The sequence below is a fragment of the Streptomyces sp. NPDC006798 genome (genome assembly GCF_040635975.1).
In the GTDB taxonomy this organism is placed as follows: Bacteria; Actinomycetota; Actinomycetes; order Streptomycetales; family Streptomycetaceae; genus Streptomyces.
In genome coordinates this window covers 1-13,659 of sequence record NZ_JBEYIS010000026.1, presented here as the reverse complement: position 1 = coordinate 13,659, position 13,659 = coordinate 1, and the positions used below count along the sequence as shown (strand labels likewise).

General features: G+C 72.7%; 17 protein-coding genes. 9 read left to right on the top strand and 8 right to left on the bottom strand.

What is annotated here, in order from left to right; all coding sequences use genetic code 11:
- The first annotated feature begins 31 nt into the window (after positions 1-31).
- From ABZ714_RS19150 to ABZ714_RS19140, 3 genes are read left to right on the top strand one after another with little or no spacing between them, the layout of a single operon-like run.
- On the top strand, positions 32-1,024 hold the full coding sequence (locus ABZ714_RS19150; RefSeq protein WP_358826436.1) for an ATP-binding cassette domain-containing protein: 993 nt from the start codon (positions 32-34) through the stop codon (positions 1,022-1,024).
- Positions 1,021-1,830: an ABC transporter permease gene (locus ABZ714_RS19145; protein ID WP_358826435.1), complete on the top strand. Its 810-nt coding sequence runs from the start codon at positions 1,021-1,023 to the stop codon at positions 1,828-1,830. The genes ABZ714_RS19150 and ABZ714_RS19145 overlap by 4 nt, the downstream gene beginning before the upstream one ends.
- 50 nt (positions 1,831-1,880) lie before the next feature.
- On the top strand, positions 1,881-2,708 hold the full coding sequence (locus tag ABZ714_RS19140) for a MerR family transcriptional regulator (protein ID WP_358826434.1): 828 nt from the start codon (positions 1,881-1,883) through the stop codon (positions 2,706-2,708).
- Positions 2,709-2,724: 16 nt separating this feature from the next.
- On the opposite strand, the gene ABZ714_RS19135 is transcribed toward ABZ714_RS19140, so the two are convergent.
- The gene (locus tag ABZ714_RS19135; protein WP_358826433.1) at positions 2,725-3,393 is read right to left on the bottom strand and encodes a maleylpyruvate isomerase N-terminal domain-containing protein; all 669 of its coding nucleotides are present in this window, start codon (positions 3,391-3,393) and stop codon (positions 2,725-2,727) included.
- Between the two features lies 1 nt (position 3,394).
- Positions 3,395-3,889 (bottom strand): GNAT family N-acetyltransferase, encoded by a 495-nt coding sequence (locus tag ABZ714_RS19130; RefSeq protein WP_358826432.1) that lies wholly within the window; start codon positions 3,887-3,889, stop codon positions 3,395-3,397.
- A gap of 160 nt (positions 3,890-4,049) precedes the next feature.
- Between ABZ714_RS19130 and ABZ714_RS19125 the strand changes: the two genes are divergently transcribed.
- Positions 4,050-5,462: a serine hydrolase domain-containing protein gene (locus tag ABZ714_RS19125; protein WP_358826431.1), complete on the top strand. Its 1,413-nt coding sequence runs from the start codon at positions 4,050-4,052 to the stop codon at positions 5,460-5,462.
- A 111-nt stretch (positions 5,463-5,573) separates the two neighbouring features.
- Here the strand turns inward: ABZ714_RS19125 and ABZ714_RS19120 are convergent, their stop codons facing one another.
- The 6 genes from ABZ714_RS19120 to ABZ714_RS19095 all read right to left on the bottom strand — a co-directional run bounded on the left by ABZ714_RS19120 (position 5,574) and on the right by ABZ714_RS19095 (position 10,714).
- The gene (locus ABZ714_RS19120) at positions 5,574-6,026 is read right to left on the bottom strand and encodes a MarR family transcriptional regulator (protein ID WP_358826430.1); all 453 of its coding nucleotides are present in this window, start codon (positions 6,024-6,026) and stop codon (positions 5,574-5,576) included.
- A 213-nt stretch (positions 6,027-6,239) separates the two neighbouring features.
- On the bottom strand, positions 6,240-7,100 hold the full coding sequence (locus tag ABZ714_RS19115) for a GNAT family N-acetyltransferase (protein WP_358826429.1): 861 nt from the start codon (positions 7,098-7,100) through the stop codon (positions 6,240-6,242).
- A 5-nt stretch (positions 7,101-7,105) separates the two neighbouring features.
- Entirely contained in the window at positions 7,106-7,672 is a 567-nt protein-coding gene (locus ABZ714_RS19110; protein WP_358826428.1) for a DUF2269 domain-containing protein, read from the bottom strand.
- A gap of 149 nt (positions 7,673-7,821) precedes the next feature.
- Positions 7,822-8,310 carry an NUDIX hydrolase gene (locus tag ABZ714_RS19105; protein ID WP_358826427.1) on the bottom strand — a complete coding sequence of 163 codons (489 nt, stop codon included), beginning with the start codon at positions 8,308-8,310 and terminating at the stop codon, positions 7,822-7,824.
- Positions 8,311-8,381: 71 nt separating this feature from the next.
- Positions 8,382-9,272: a LysR family transcriptional regulator gene (locus ABZ714_RS19100; protein WP_358826426.1), complete on the bottom strand. Its 891-nt coding sequence runs from the start codon at positions 9,270-9,272 to the stop codon at positions 8,382-8,384.
- A 308-nt stretch (positions 9,273-9,580) separates the two neighbouring features.
- Positions 9,581-10,714 (bottom strand): cystathionine gamma-lyase, encoded by a 1,134-nt coding sequence (locus ABZ714_RS19095; protein ID WP_358826425.1) that lies wholly within the window; start codon positions 10,712-10,714, stop codon positions 9,581-9,583.
- 80 nt (positions 10,715-10,794) lie between these two features.
- Between ABZ714_RS19095 and ABZ714_RS19090 the strand changes: the two genes are divergently transcribed.
- The 5 genes from ABZ714_RS19090 to ABZ714_RS19070 all read left to right on the top strand — a co-directional run bounded on the left by ABZ714_RS19090 (position 10,795) and on the right by ABZ714_RS19070 (position 13,532).
- A complete protein-coding gene (locus ABZ714_RS19090; RefSeq protein WP_358826424.1) occupies positions 10,795-10,935 on the top strand; it encodes a hypothetical protein in 141 nt (46 codons plus the stop codon).
- Positions 10,932-11,249 (top strand): cupin domain-containing protein, encoded by a 318-nt coding sequence (locus ABZ714_RS19085; RefSeq protein WP_358826423.1) that lies wholly within the window; start codon positions 10,932-10,934, stop codon positions 11,247-11,249. The genes ABZ714_RS19090 and ABZ714_RS19085 overlap by 4 nt, the downstream gene beginning before the upstream one ends.
- A gap of 227 nt (positions 11,250-11,476) precedes the next feature.
- Positions 11,477-11,695 (top strand): DUF5326 family protein, encoded by a 219-nt coding sequence (locus ABZ714_RS19080; RefSeq protein ID WP_358826422.1) that lies wholly within the window; start codon positions 11,477-11,479, stop codon positions 11,693-11,695.
- Positions 11,696-12,074: 379 nt separating this feature from the next.
- Positions 12,075-12,950 carry a helix-turn-helix domain-containing protein gene (locus tag ABZ714_RS19075; protein WP_358826421.1) on the top strand — a complete coding sequence of 292 codons (876 nt, stop codon included), beginning with the start codon at positions 12,075-12,077 and terminating at the stop codon, positions 12,948-12,950.
- Between the two features lie 147 nt (positions 12,951-13,097).
- Positions 13,098-13,532: an SsgA family sporulation/cell division regulator gene (locus tag ABZ714_RS19070; protein WP_358826420.1), complete on the top strand. Its 435-nt coding sequence runs from the start codon at positions 13,098-13,100 to the stop codon at positions 13,530-13,532.
- Positions 13,533-13,659 lie beyond the last annotated feature (127 nt).

The following is a 13,659-nucleotide window of genomic DNA, read 5'->3' as shown; positions in this document are numbered from 1 at the left end:
GACGCAGGGGCAGCCTTCCAGCATGGTCGCCATGACGACCACAACCAGTGCGATCGAGGTCAGCGGGTTGCGCAAGGCGTACGGCGGCCACGTGGTGATCGCCGGACTCGATCTGACCGTCCCGGCGGGCACCGTCTACGCCCTGCTCGGACCCAATGGCGCGGGCAAGACCACCACGGTACGGATCCTGACCACCCTCCTTCCGCCGGACGCCGGTGCGGCCCGGATCGCCGGGTACGACATCCGCCGCGACGCGGGCCGGGTCCGCGCCTCCATCGGGGTGACCGGCCAGTTCTCCGCCGTCGACGGGGTACTGACCGGGCGGGAGAATCTGCGGCTGATGGCCGATCTCGCCCGCCTCGCCCGGCCGCGCGCCCGGGCCCTGGTCGACCGGCTGCTGAAGCGGTTCGGGCTGACCGGGGCCGCCGACCGGCGCGCGGCGACCTACTCCGGCGGGATGCGAAGGCGGCTGGATCTGGCGATGACCCTGGTGCCGGGGCCGGGGCTGGTCTTCCTCGACGAGCCGACGACCGGTCTCGATCCGCGCAGCCGCCGCGAGTTGTGGGACGTCGTACGCGAACTGGTGGCGGACGGCGGCACCGTCTTTCTGACCACCCAGTATCTGGAGGAGGCCGACCGGCTCGCCGACCGGATCGGGGTAATCGACGGCGGCGCACTGGTCGCCGAGGGCACACCGGCCGAGCTGAAGGGGCTGGTCCCGGGCGGCCGGGTCGAGTTGCGGGCCGCCGACGCCGGGCGGGCGGCGGAGCTGGCGCGCCGACGGCCGGGGGCGGTGACCGACCCGGCGGCGCTCACCGTGACCCTGCCGTACGACGGCGGGGTCGCCGAGCTGCGACGGCTGCTGGACGGCCTCGACGACGACGCGGTCACCGGGCTCGCGGTCCGCACCCCGGACCTCGACGACGTCTTCCTCGCCCTCACCGGGGACACCGCACGGACCGCCGCCGGACCACCGGGCCGGGCCGCCGGGGACACCGCCGACACCGGGGAGGTGTCCGGATGAGCACCGTCGGCCATGCCGTACGGGACTCGGCGACCATGCTCCGCCGCAATCTGCGGCATATGGTCCGCTACCCGTCGATGACCGTGATGCTGATCGGGCAGCCGCTGCTCTTCCTGCTGCTCTTCGTCTACGTCTTCGGCACCACCATGGGCGCCGGACTGCCGGGCGCCCCGGCGGGCGACGCCCCGGCGGGGGACCGCGGCGACTATCTGACGTACATCACCCCCGGGATCCTGACGATGACGGTCGCCAGCGTCTCCATCGGTACGGCGGTCCTGGTCGCCAACGACATGACCGACGGGATCATCGACCGGTTCCGCACGATGGACATCACCAGGGGCTCGGTCCTCACCGGCCATGTGCTCGGGGCGATGATCCAGACCGCGCACGCCCTCGCCGTGGTCGTCGGGGTGGCCTTGTCGCTCGGTCTGCGGACCGCCGCCACGGCCGCGCAGTGGATCGGTCTGGTGGCCCTGCTCGTACTGCTCTCCCTGGCGCTGACCTGGTTCACCGTGGCGCTGGGACTGGCCGCCCCCGATCCGGAGACGGCGAGCAATCTGCCGATGGTCTTCGTTCTGCTGCCGTTCGTGGGCAGCGGGTTCGTCCCGGTGGACTCGATGCCCGCCGGCCTGCGGACCTTCGCCGAACACCAGCCGTTCACCCCCGTCATGGACGCCTTCCGGGGGCTGCTGGCCGGATCACCTGACGGCCGGGACATTCTGCTGTCGCTGTTCTGGTGCTCGGTGATCGGCGGAATCGGCTACCTCTGGTCCCGGCGCCTCTACCGGACCCGGGCCGCCCGCTGAACCGGTCTCGCACCTGCCGCGGCTCCGGCTCGTGAGGGGAGACTGATCGCATGCTGACCATCGGCGAGCTGGCGTCGTACGCGGGGGTGACCGTACGCACCGTGCGGCACTACCACGCCAAAGGGCTGCTGCCGGAGCCGGAGCGGGACCATTCCGGCTATCGGAGGTACGGCGCCGGGGCCGTGGTCGAACTGATCAGGATCCGGACCCTGGCCGAGGCCGGGGTGCCCCTGGCCCGGGTACGGGAGCTGCTGTCGGCCGGCGAACCGGAGTTCGCCGCGGCGATCGCCGATATCGACCGCCGGCTGAGGGCCGAGATCCGGGCCCGGCGGCGGCACCGGGAGCGGATCGCCCGGCTCGCCGCCGGGGACCGGCTGACCCTGCCGCCCGAGGTCGTCGGCTTCCTCGACCGGCTGCGGGCGCTCGGGGTCGACGAACGGATCGTCCGGGTGGAGCGCGACGGCTGGATCCCGCTGGCCGCCCGGGTACCGGAGCGGATCCCGGAGCTGGCGGCCCGGAAACGGGACCAGCTCGACGACCCCCGGGTACGCGGCTTCTATCTGACCCTGGGCCGGGCCCTCGACCGCGCCGACGACGATCCGTGCCTGGTCGAGCTGGCGGACGAACTGGCCGACTACCTGACCCGGACGGCCGACGACCGGGGCGACGCGTATGTCGGCGTCGCCGATATCGAACCGCAGGTGGCCGAGTTGATGGACGCGCTGGCCTTCGCCGACGCTCCCCCGGCCCGTCGGCTGGTCGAACTGCTCCACGAGCGCGGCTGGTCCGGCTGGACCCGGCTCCGGCGAGTGGCACCCGTACGGTCCGGCGCCGAAGACCCACCGGACGGTACGGGCGCGGGCCCGGGCTGCCCGTAGGGCCGGTGACGGCGGCTCAGCCGAGGACGAACGGGATCCGGGCCGTCAGCTCGCCGCCCAGCAAGGACCGTTCGGCGCGCGTCGGGGCGCGGCGGCCGGTGCCGATCAGCAGGACGTCGCGGTCGGGGAGCGCCGCCGGGAACGGCGTACCCGTGATCCGCTCCAGCAGCGCCCGGGCCCGGGCCAGGCCCTCGGCCGAGGGACCCGCCGCTTCGGGGAGGTGGGCCGTCAGATCCAGATGGTGCAGGGTCCACTCCAGGACGTAGGCGGTGAGGTAGTCGCCCGCGGTGAGGACCTGGCCCCGGGTGGCGACCGGCAGCGCCGGGTCCGCGAGTTCGGCGGCGCGGCCCGCGGCCGAGCCCACATCGTCCAGATGGAAGGTCAGCAGCGCCGGATCGCCGTAAGCGGCGGCCAGCCGGACGGTGAGCGCGTCGAGCGGATCGTCACCGGTCGGCGGGGTCCGGCCGACCTGCCAGTACGTCGCCGCGTCCCGGGTCGGGCCGGTGTCCGCCGGGGTCACCAGGGTGATCAGTACGTCCTGGGCGTCGATCACCAGATGGCAGACCAGATCCCGGACGAGCCACCCCGTACAACCCGACGGGCGGACGAAGTCCTCCTCGCGCAGTTCGGCGACCGCCGCGCGGAGCGCCGCCCAGGAGAGCGAGAAGCCGGCCGCGGATCCCATCTCAGCTCCAGAACGTCTCGTAGTAGCGCACCCGGTGGTCCTCACCGACCAGCCGCATCCCGACCGCCGCCATCACCTTCTGGGAGGCGATATTGGCATGGTCGGCATCGCCCTTGACCCGGCTGATCCCGAGGGACCTGGCATGGGCGAGGGCGGCCCGCAGCGCCTCGGAGGCGTAGCCGCGGCCCCGGGCCGAGGGGATCAGTCCGTAGCCGACCGTGACATCGCCGTTCCCGTCGGCGGGCCCGTGGAAGTCGACTCCGCCGATGGCCTGCCCGCCGGACCTGAGCCGTATCTCGAAGGCCCCGGGGTGCGGGGAGCCGGGGGCCGCCCGGGTGTGCGTGGTGAGGAAGCGGCGGGCCGCCGCCCGGTCGTCGTCCATCGGATAGCCGGGTGCCCACAACGCGCCGGAGGGCGTGGCGCCTTCGGCGAGCAGCTCCGCCTCCTCGGGCGTGAAGGGGTGGAGGAGCAGCCGCTCGGTCACGAGATCGCTCATGTCTATGACGTAGCACGGCCGAGGCCGGGGGCGCATCAGGAAATCGGCACCCGGGCGGTGGCGGAGGAAGCCCGGCCGGCGTGTGGCGGGAGCGGACCGGGGGCGCCCCGGGGTTTTCCCGGTGCCGTGCGACGGGCGGTCTGAGGTAGACCTTGTAGCCATGATCTCCTCATCTCCGACCTCTCCGGCCTCTGCGACCTCGGCGGCGGAACCCCTGCTGCCGACCACCGAAAGGACCTTGCTGCGTACCATCGCCGTGGCGCAGTCCGAGGGCCGGGCGCCCTCGCTCTCCGCCGCCGTGGCCCGCGACGGGGACGTCGTCTGGAGCGCCACCCGGCCCGCCGGGGCCGACGGCGGCCCGGCCGCCGACACCCAGTACCGCATCGGCTCGATCACCAAGACCTTCACGGCCGTTCTGGTGCTGCGGCTACGGGACGAAGGGCTGCTCGACCTCGGTGACCCGGTGGCGAGGCATCTGCCCGATACGGAGCTGGGCGAGGCGACGGTCGGTCAACTGCTCGCCCATACGGCCGGACTGGCGGCCGAGACCCCCGGCCCCTGGTGGGAACGGACCCCCGCCGCACTCCGGCCGGGCCTGGCGGAGGTGCTCGGCGACGATCCGTTCCGCCACCCCGTCGGCCGCCGCTTCCACTACTCCAACCCCGGCTATACCGTGCTCGGCTCCCTGGTCGCGGCGGTACGCGGCCGGAGCTGGGCGGACGTCCTGAAAGCCGAGATCCTCGAACCGCTGGGGCTCGACCGGACGAGTGTGGGGCCGATGGCACCGTACGCGGAGGGCTGGGCGGTCCATCCCCATGCCGACGCGCTGCTCCCCGAACCCGTCGAGGACCTCGGACTGATGGCCCCGGCCGGGCAGCTGTGGTCGACCGCCGCCGACCTCTGCCGGTTCGGCGCGTTCCTCGCCACCGGTGACGACCGGGTACTGAGTGCGGCGACCGTACGGGAGATGGCGACCCCGGCGGCACCGCCGGAGGCCGGGGAGTGGGAGAGCGGCTACGGCCTCGGCGTCCAGCTGGTGAACGGCGGGGGCCGGACCCTGGTCGGACATGCCGGATCCCTGCCGGGCTATCTCGCCGCCCTCTGGGTCAGCCCGGCGGACGGGCTGGCGGCGGCGACGGTGGCCAATGCCACCGCCGGGCCGCAGCCCTGGCTGGTCGCGGCCCGGCTGCTGGGGACCGTGGCCGATGCCGAGCCGGGGATCCCGCCGGCCTGGCGACCGCTGACCGAGGTGGATCCGGAGCTGCTGGCGCTCACCGGGACCTGGTACTGGGGCCCCCGGGCGCATGTCGTACGGCTGCTCCCCGATCGCGGGCTGTCGCTCGAACCGTTCGAGGGGCCGGGCCGGGGTGCCCGCTTCCGGGCCGGGGCGGACGGCAGCTGGACCGGTCTGAACGGCTATTACGCGGGGGAGACGCTTCGGGTGGTCCATCGGGAGGACGGCTCGGTCCGCCATCTCGACCTCGGGTCCTTCGTCTTCACCCGGGAGCCCTACGAGCCCGACGCGGGCGTCCCGGGCGGAGTCGACCCCGGCGGCTGGCGGGGGACGCCCTGATATCGCCCGGACCACGGGCGTCGGCGGAGGGCCGCTCGCACCCGCGGTGGGTCGTTGTTTCACGTGAAACGGCGACCCACGGCCGGGCGGTCCGGGGCTGTACGACGGGCCTCAGCTGTTCAGCTGTTCGACCGTCCGGACCAGCGGTGCGAGGACGGGGTTCCCGGCCGCCTCGTCGAACGCCTCCCGCAAGGCGGCGTCATGGGTGGGACGGGCCTCCGTGAGCAGAGCCAGCCCGTCCTCCGTGACATCGGTATAGATCCCCCGGCGGTCGGTGTCGCAGAGATACCGGGTCAGCAGCCCCCGGTCCTCCAGCCGGGTCACCAGCCGGGTCGTCGCGCTCTGGCTGAGGACCACGGCATCGGCGACCTGCTTCATCTGGAGATGGCCGCCGGGGCCGCTGTGCTGTCGGCTGAGGACATCCAGCAGGGAGTACTCGCGGACGCTCAGTCCATGGCCGCTCTGCAGGGCCCGCTCCACCCGCGTCTCGATCTTTCCGTGCAGCAGCGAGAGGGCGCACCAGCTCTGGGCGAGCCCGGTGAGGGCGGGATCGGTCGCGGTCATGGCTTCCTCCTGCGGATCGCGTCCGAGTCCTGGGCGCCGGAGCGACGGATATCCAGCGTAATCGACAGCCGTCAGTTGCAATATCCCGCGCCTGCAATTGTTTCTCCGGAGGGGTGCCGCTGAAGGGCGCCACCAAGGGCCCGCCAAAGGGCGCGGCCGGGCCCGGCGCCGACCGCTGAACGTCGGTCGTCGGATGTCGGGCGCGCCGGGGTATCAGCCGGTGGCGAGGGAGAGCGGGGCGAAGGCGCGTCGCCGGTCACCGGGCAGCTCACCGATGCCGTAGATCATCTCCGAGGTGCCGGAGACAGGCGTCATCCCGTGCTCGACGGCCCAGTCCAGCAGGTCCTTCTGCTCACCGTGGACACTGAGCAGTACGGGACCTTCGACGCTCCGGGCGACCGTGACCAGCAGCGCCCTGGCGGTAGCGGTGTCCCGGGCCGTGAGCGGGCCGATGCCGTAGGCGTCCGATGAGCTCCAGCCCGCCGCACAGCCGGTGATCTCGCCACCGTCCTCGGCCACCCAGAGCCGGTCGGCCGTCGCGGGCAGCCGGGTGATCAGATGGGTCCGGTCGACGCCGAAGACGGCGGCGTCCAGCCGGACGATCGCCGGAATGTCCTCGGCGGTGGCCCGCCGGGTCAGTACCCCGGCCGCCGAGGTGTCGGCCGCCCCGTCGAGCGTGCCCCGGAGCCGTTCGGTACGACCGGTCTCCACAAAGCCAAGCTCCTGATAGATCGGCCGGCCCTGAGGGGTGGCGTACAGCACCAGCGGGGTCTCCCCCGCCGCCGCCATGATCTGTGCCATCAGCCGTCGGCCCAGGCCCCGGCGGCCGTACTCCCCGGCGACCAGCAGCTTTCCGACGGCGGCGAGACCGGAGCCGTACGGGGTGAGTACACAGCAGGCGGCCAGGCCCTCCCCCTCCGGGGCGTCGATCCCGTACCCCGTCCCCGCGGCCAGCAGCAGCCCCCATACGCCCTCGGCCCGGGCCCAGCCCCGGTTCTGGGCGAGGTCGGCGCAGTGCCTCAGATCGGCCCGGGTGAGTCGGCGGATGGGCGGTTCGAGGAGGGCTGTCGACATAGACGTCAGACTGTACGCCGTGATGATCGCTCGTCCAGTGCTTTCCGGGAACTGATCTCGGCCCGCAACCGACGGCCGCGCCGGGTCGGTCCCCAGGGCTTCAGCACGGAGACGACCGTCATCAGCAGATAGGCGCAGAAGGAGACGACCGGCCCGCCCAGCAGCTCACCGGCCGGTGGTACGGCTCCGGCGGCCACGGTATCCGCCGCCTCCGCGATCCCGGGCCGCAGGGCGAGGGCGGTGGCGGTGACCGTGGCGAGGGTCAGCAGAAACTTGGTGAGCACCCAGCGATGACGGGCCAGCCCCCAGGGCGTTCCCAGGGCCAGGACCAGCCCGCTGCCCAGGGTCAGCAGGGCGAGCGGAAGGACCAGCCACTCCGTGAAGACCCGCATCGACCTGACCGCCGCCTCGATCGGCTCTCCGGGGGCGGTGGGACCGGCCGGGACCGGAGCCGCGGTCACGGCGGTGACCGCCAGGGCGAGCAGTCCGAGGGTGAGCCCGAGCCAGGCCGCGGCGGTGACGATATGGATGACGAGGAAGGTCCGGCGGACCCGTCGGCTGAGTGGTTTCACGTGAAACACCGTGCCGGGCGGGCCGCCGCCGGGCGTCCCACGGCGGGAGTAACCCGCCCTACGCGTACGGGCGCAGCGGAGCCCGGGGCCGGTCGGCGCGGGGGAGTACCGGCCCGGGGCCGGTCAGTACCGGTCCGGTCCGGGGAGTGTCAGCCGAGGTCCGGGGAGTGCAGAGCGCGGACGCCTTCGATATTGCCGTCGAGATAGTGCCGCAGGGAGAGGGGGACCAGATGGACCCCGGCGATGCCCATCCGGCTGAACGGCACCCGGACGATCTCGTACTCCCCCTGGGGTTCGTCCATCTCCGGGCCGTGCCGCCGGGCCGGATCCATGGCCACCAGCCGGCAGACGAAGAAGTGCTGGACCTTCACCCCGGTCACCCCGGTGGTGCCGTCGCCGCCGATGTGCTCCACGGTGTCGACGAAGCAGGGCACCACATCGGTGATCTGGGCGCCCAACTCCTCGTCCACCTCGCGGTGGAGCGCATCGACGACGCTGGCGTCCCCGGGCTCGACCCCGCCGCCGGGCGTCAGCCAGTACGGATCCACTCCGGGCCGGGTGCGCTTGATCAGGATCAGATCGTCGCCGTCGAGCAGGACGGCACGTGCGGTGCGCTTGACCACGGGACGTTCGGTCATGTCTGGACCATGGCCCGTCCGGCGGACTCTGAAACTCCCCGGCCCGGCAGCGGCCGTCCCGGAGGCGGGGTTCACCAGTCGGCGGCGGCCCGGATCAGCCACTCGTGGGCGCGGGCGATATGCGGCAGCGCCAGAGTTCCGGCCCGGACCACCAGGAAGTAGGTACGCAGCGGGGGCACCGGCGGATCCAGCAGGGGCACCAGCCGCCCCCGCTCCAGCGCCTCCTCGCAGAGGTAGCGCGGCAGTACGGCGAGCCCGGCGCCCGCGGCGGCGGTCTCCAGTACGGCCCGCAGATCGGGCGCGATGACGGTACCCGCGGCGGCGGGCGGGGATTCGAAGACGGTGGACCAGTACCGGGAGACCAGCGGCAGCGACTCATGGACCTCGACCACCGGCAGCTGCTCCAGCCGGACCTGGCCGCCGCGCAGGACGTCGGGCCCCAGCCGGGCGGCCCAGCGGGGCGAGGCGACCAGGACGTGTTCCTCGTCGCAGAGGGGAATCGCGGTGAAGAGTCCGCCGCGCGGCCGGGCCGTGGTGATGGCCAGATCGTGGTGCCCGGCGCCCAGTCCGTCCAGGGATTCCTCGGCCTTGCCGAACGCGGCCCGCAGCGCCAGCCCCTGGGAGAGCAGCGGGGTGAGGGCGGGCAGGGCCCGCAGGGAGATGAACTCCGGTGGCCCCACCAGATGCAGGGTCCGTACGCCCGCCTCCTCGTCGAGCCCGGTTTCGGCGATCTCCACCAGGGCGTCCAGATGCGGCGCGGCCCGGTGGGCCAGCTCGTCGCCGACGCTGGTCGGGGTGACGCCCCGGGCCTGCCGGAGGAAGAGGGGCTTGCCCAGTTGCCGTTCCAGGGTCCGTATCTGACCGGTCACCGCGGGCTGGGAGAGCCCCAGCAGGGCCGCGGCCCTGGTGAAGGAGCCGGCCCGGTGCACCGTGACGAACGTCCGCAGCAGGGCCAGGTCCATGCGAGCGCCTCCCCGGCCGATCGAATGTCAGCGGATCGGACAACTATAAATAAGTCGATAGGTTGCTGTCGCTACTGTGATTGGACACTGACGCAGAGTCAACTAGCCTTGTGGGCGCGGTTCTCAGGGGAAGAACCGGGACGGCCCGAGCCACGAGGGGGGAGGCTCGGGCCGTCCGATCGGACCGAAACCGGTCCGGTGCCGGCCGGATGCCGGGCGGGCCGTCCGCCCGGCCGGCCCGTGGCCGGGGCGTACGGGAGGGAGACGGCCCGCGGCCGTGACCGGTCCACGGGCCGTACGCCGTCGGCTCAGTCGCGCTCGGCCGCCTCGTCGAGGGACCGCAGGACGTCCGCCACCAGGTCCTCGGTGTCCTCGGCGCCCGCCGAGAGCCGGATGAAGCCCTCCGGGACCGCGTCCCCGCCCCAGCGCCCGCGCCGTTCCGCCGACGACCGGACGCCGCCGAAGCTGGTCGCGTCGTCCACCAGCCGCAGGGCGTCGAGGAAGCGCTCGGCGTGCTCCCGGTCGGGCAGGACGAACGAGACCACCCCGCCGAACCGCCGCATCTGCCGGTTGGCCAGCGGATACGCCGGATCCGTCGGCAGTCCGGGATAGCGCAGTCCGGTCACATCGGCCCGCTCGGCGAGCGCCCGGGCGAGGGCCAGCGCGTTGGCGCACTGCCGGTCGATCCGCAGATGGAGGGTGGCCAGCGACCGATGGGCCAGCCAGCTCTCCATCGGCCCCGGAATCGCGCCGACGATCTTCCGCCAGCGCCGTACGTCCGCCGTCAGCGCGCTGTCCCGGCAGGTCACATGGCCCAGCAGCAGATCGCCGTGGCCGGTCATGCCCTTGGTGTCACTGGCCACCGAGTAGTCGGCGCCCAGGGCCAGCGGTCGTTGCGCGAGCGGGGTCGACAGGGTGTTGTCGACGGCGACCAGGGCACCCCGGGCGTGGGCGATCCGCACCAGCCGCCGGATGTCGCAGACGTCGAGCCCGGGGTTGGAGGGGCATTCGATCCAGAGCAGCTTCGCCCCCTCCAGTACGGAGAGCTGGGCGTCGCCCGCCGTCGGCGCGGTGCGCACCTCGATGCCGTACGCCTCCAGCTGGTCGCGGACCAGCGGCAGCGCCTGATAGCCGTCGCTGGGCAGGACCACCGCGTCACCGGCGCGCAGCCGGGAGAACAGTACGGCCGAGACCGCCGCCATGCCCGAGGCGAAGACCGTGGTGCCGACGTCCTCGCCGGGCGCCTCCAGCTCGCCGATGGCCCGTTCCAGCAGGGTCCAGGAGGGGTTGGAGTCCCGTCCGTAGGTGTACGGCCCCGTCGGCTCGCCCGGCAGATGGAAATGGGCGGCGAAGGCCGGGCCCGGCAGGGTCGGTTCGTACTTCACCGGCTCGGGCAGCCCCGCTCGTACCGCCCTCGTCCCGTCTCCGATGTCCGCGGTCACGCCCCGGCCCTCCTCACGTCCACCGGCCCCGACCGGGCCCCTTGACTGGGAAAATCTTCCTGTGTCTGATCGTGACAGACATGATCGGGACAGCCGCGATCGGGACAGCTGCGATCGAGGCGGACGTGATCGGGACAGCCGCGATCGGGACAGCTGCGATCGAGGCGGACGTGATCGGGACAGACGTGACCGGGACGACGGGCAGGGGCGGCACACGATGAAGGCATTCCGGCTGGACGAACTGGAGGCGGAGCGCGCCGCCAACGACGGCGCGTACCTCCAGTTCCTGCGGGAGCGGAATATGTCGGTCGGTCTGTACGCCCTCGACGCCGGGGCGCTCGACCCCCAGCAGCCGCACAGCCAGGACGAGGTGTACTTCGTGGTCAGCGGCCGGGCCGCGATCACCGTCGGCACCGAGACGACCCCGGTGGGCCGGGGCAGTGTCGTCTACGTACCGGCCGGGGTGCCGCACAAGTTCCACCACATCACCGAGGACCTGCGGGTCATGGTGGTCTTCTCGCCCCCCGAGAGCTGAGCCCCCGCCCCTGCCCCGTCTTGTCCCGCCCGGGTCTCCACCCGGAAGCGGAGACCGGGGGCGCGGGACCTTAGGGGGACGGTCAGGGGAGACCGAGGGCCCGAAGCCCCCCGCCGCGCGGCCCGCCCGCTTAGCATCGGAGGCGGGAAAGCCGGGCAGCCGTCCCGGAACGCGCGGCGGAGCGCGGAAGACGAAGAAGGCTCTGTGGGAGAGACGGGGTAGTACCGATGGCCATAGGGAAGATCGCCACCAGGCTGCCGTGGTGGGTGAAGTGGATCGTCGCACCGGTGCTGGTGCTGCTGGTCTTCGGCGGACTGATCGCCAATGTCGTCGGGGTCCTGATCGGTCTCCTGTTCAAGGTGCTGGCGCTGGTCGCCCTCGTCTGCGCGCTGGCGTTCGTGGTCAGAAAGTTCAAGGGGTCGTCGAGCTCCCGCGGCGACTGGTAACCGTCTGTGATCAGGTGGGGGCCGGACCGTTAACCCGGCCGGGGGAACCCGGGGCCCTACCCGGTCACAGACGGTTGAATGGCCATTACAGTGGCAGTCCGCCGCTGGGTACGCGGATTCACCACCCCCTGTGCGCCCTTTCGTACGCGTATGAGCGCCCCCCTTCGGGGCGCTCGGCGTCACCGTCGGAACCTGTCCGGATCCCGCTCGGGAGACGGCCGGTGGGCCGTCGGGGGGCATCGGGGGGATGTCGGGCGACGGCCGCACGGACCGGGGAGACCGGACGGGGCCGGAGGATCCGGAGTGCCGCGGCGGGTGATCGCACGGGGACGGCCCCCGCGGACGGGCGCCGCCCCGCCACCTTGCCCGGGGGTGATCCATGGCCACGACGAACGAAGGCGGTACCGGGGCGCCCACCGGCTCCCCCACCTTGATCGGCTCGGTACGACGGGCCCTCAGGCTGCTGGAGGCCGCCGCCGGGCATCCCGCGGGCGCACCCGCGAAGGTGCTGGCCAGAGCCGCGGCGATCCCGCTGCCCACCGCGTACCACCTGCTGAGGACCCTGGTCCACGAGGGCTATCTGCGCCGGGAACGAGGGGTGTTCGTCCTCGGGGACGCCCTCGGCCGGCTCGGCGGTGGAGGCCCCGGGGCGACCTGCGGCGCCGCCGCCGGGGGCTCCCGGATCGCCCGGCTGACGACCTTCCTCGACCACTGGCGGAACGCGATCGGCGTCCCCGTCTACTGTGCGGTCTACCGCGAGGGCGAGATCCGGATCGTCGCCGTCTCCGACTCCCCGTACGCCCCGGCCGTCGGCGAGTGGGCGGCGTTCCGCGAGACCGGCCACGCCCATGCCATCGGCCAGTGTCTGCTCGGCCGCCTCGGGCCCGCCGCGCTCCACGACCATCTCGACCGCCATCCCGTCACGGCCCTGACGCCGTACTCGGTACGCGACCGGGCCGGGCTGCTCGCCCGGCTCGCGGCCCGGGGGAGCGGCGAACCCGTGGTGGAACGGCAGGAGTACGCGCTCGGCACGGTCTGCGCCGCCGTACCCGTACCGCTCGCCCCGGGTGGCCTCAGCGGCCTCAGTGGGTCCGGCGGGTCCGGCGGGTCCGGCGGTCTCGGGCCCGTCACGGCGGCGACGATGGCGATATCCCTCCCGCTCGATCAGGAGGAACGATTACTTCCGGCGATCGAGCTGCTCCGGACGGGGGCGGGCGGACTGCTCGGTGCCCTCGCCATCTCTATCAGCATCTGAAGAAATCACTCCTTGTAACTCTTCGGTGACGTACCGCACGATTATGAGGAGTGGATCAGGGGAATCCTTCCTGTTCCGTATCGCCGGGCTTCACCAAGAAGGCCGCCAACAGGCCCTATCCGGGCTTCCGTCACTGCGGGGTACACGATGCACGAGTCGGTCCAGGCCGAGGTACTGATGAGTTTCCTTGTCTCCGAGGAGCTGTCGTTCCGGATTCCGGTGGAGCTTCGGTACGTACCCGCGGATCCCTATGCCGTGCGAATGACCTTCCATCTGCCCGGGGACGCGCCGGTGAGCTGGGCCTTCGGCCGGGATCTGCTGCTCGACGGGATCGTCGGGCCGAGCGGTGACGGCGATGTGCACATCGCCCCGGTCGGCCCCGGTGAACTGGCCGATGTCGCGATCCGGCTCAGGGTCGGCGACGAGGAGGCGCTGTTCCAGGTGAGCGCCGCGCCGATCGTGGCCTTCCTCGACCGTACGGACCGGATCGTTCCGCTCGGCCAGGAACAGGCGCACGGGGACTTCGCCGCCGAACTGGACCAGGTGCTCCTCAGCATCCTCGCCGAGGAGAACGCGGGCTAGGGCGTGTCTGACGGATCTTGCTGGGCTCGCGTGCCCTGGCACCGCTCCCCCTGGGCCCGGCGGCCCGGGAGGTACCCCCACGCCGCGTTGTCGTCGGTCGCCTACGGCCCCCTGCGCCTGGCGGCGC

What these genes read in the sequence shown, in the direction of transcription:
- ABZ714_RS19150 (WP_358826436.1), top strand. Translation starts at nt 32, where the DNA reads ATGACGACCACAACCAGTGCGATCGAGGTCAGCGGGTTGCGCAAGGCG.
- ABZ714_RS19145 (WP_358826435.1), top strand. Translation starts at nt 1,021, where the DNA reads ATGAGCACCGTCGGCCATGCCGTACGGGACTCGGCGACCATGCTCCGC.
- ABZ714_RS19140 (WP_358826434.1), top strand. Translation starts at nt 1,881, where the DNA reads ATGCTGACCATCGGCGAGCTGGCGTCGTACGCGGGGGTGACCGTACGC.
- ABZ714_RS19135 (WP_358826433.1), bottom strand. Translation starts at nt 3,393, where the DNA reads ATGGGATCCGCGGCCGGCTTCTCGCTCTCCTGGGCGGCGCTCCGCGCG.
- ABZ714_RS19130 (WP_358826432.1), bottom strand. Translation starts at nt 3,889, where the DNA reads ATGAGCGATCTCGTGACCGAGCGGCTGCTCCTCCACCCCTTCACGCCC.
- ABZ714_RS19125 (WP_358826431.1), top strand. Translation starts at nt 4,050, where the DNA reads ATGATCTCCTCATCTCCGACCTCTCCGGCCTCTGCGACCTCGGCGGCG.
- ABZ714_RS19120 (WP_358826430.1), bottom strand. Translation starts at nt 6,026, where the DNA reads ATGACCGCGACCGATCCCGCCCTCACCGGGCTCGCCCAGAGCTGGTGC.
- ABZ714_RS19115 (WP_358826429.1), bottom strand. Translation starts at nt 7,100, where the DNA reads ATGTCGACAGCCCTCCTCGAACCGCCCATCCGCCGACTCACCCGGGCC.
- ABZ714_RS19105 (WP_358826427.1), bottom strand. Translation starts at nt 8,310, where the DNA reads ATGACCGAACGTCCCGTGGTCAAGCGCACCGCACGTGCCGTCCTGCTC.
- ABZ714_RS19100 (WP_358826426.1), bottom strand. Translation starts at nt 9,272, where the DNA reads ATGGACCTGGCCCTGCTGCGGACGTTCGTCACGGTGCACCGGGCCGGC.
- ABZ714_RS19090 (WP_358826424.1), top strand. Translation starts at nt 10,795, where the DNA reads ATGATCGGGACAGCCGCGATCGGGACAGCTGCGATCGAGGCGGACGTG.
- ABZ714_RS19085 (WP_358826423.1), top strand. Translation starts at nt 10,932, where the DNA reads ATGAAGGCATTCCGGCTGGACGAACTGGAGGCGGAGCGCGCCGCCAAC.
- ABZ714_RS19080 (WP_358826422.1), top strand. Translation starts at nt 11,477, where the DNA reads ATGGCCATAGGGAAGATCGCCACCAGGCTGCCGTGGTGGGTGAAGTGG.
- ABZ714_RS19075 (WP_358826421.1), top strand. Translation starts at nt 12,075, where the DNA reads ATGGCCACGACGAACGAAGGCGGTACCGGGGCGCCCACCGGCTCCCCC.
- ABZ714_RS19070 (WP_358826420.1), top strand. Translation starts at nt 13,098, where the DNA reads ATGCACGAGTCGGTCCAGGCCGAGGTACTGATGAGTTTCCTTGTCTCC.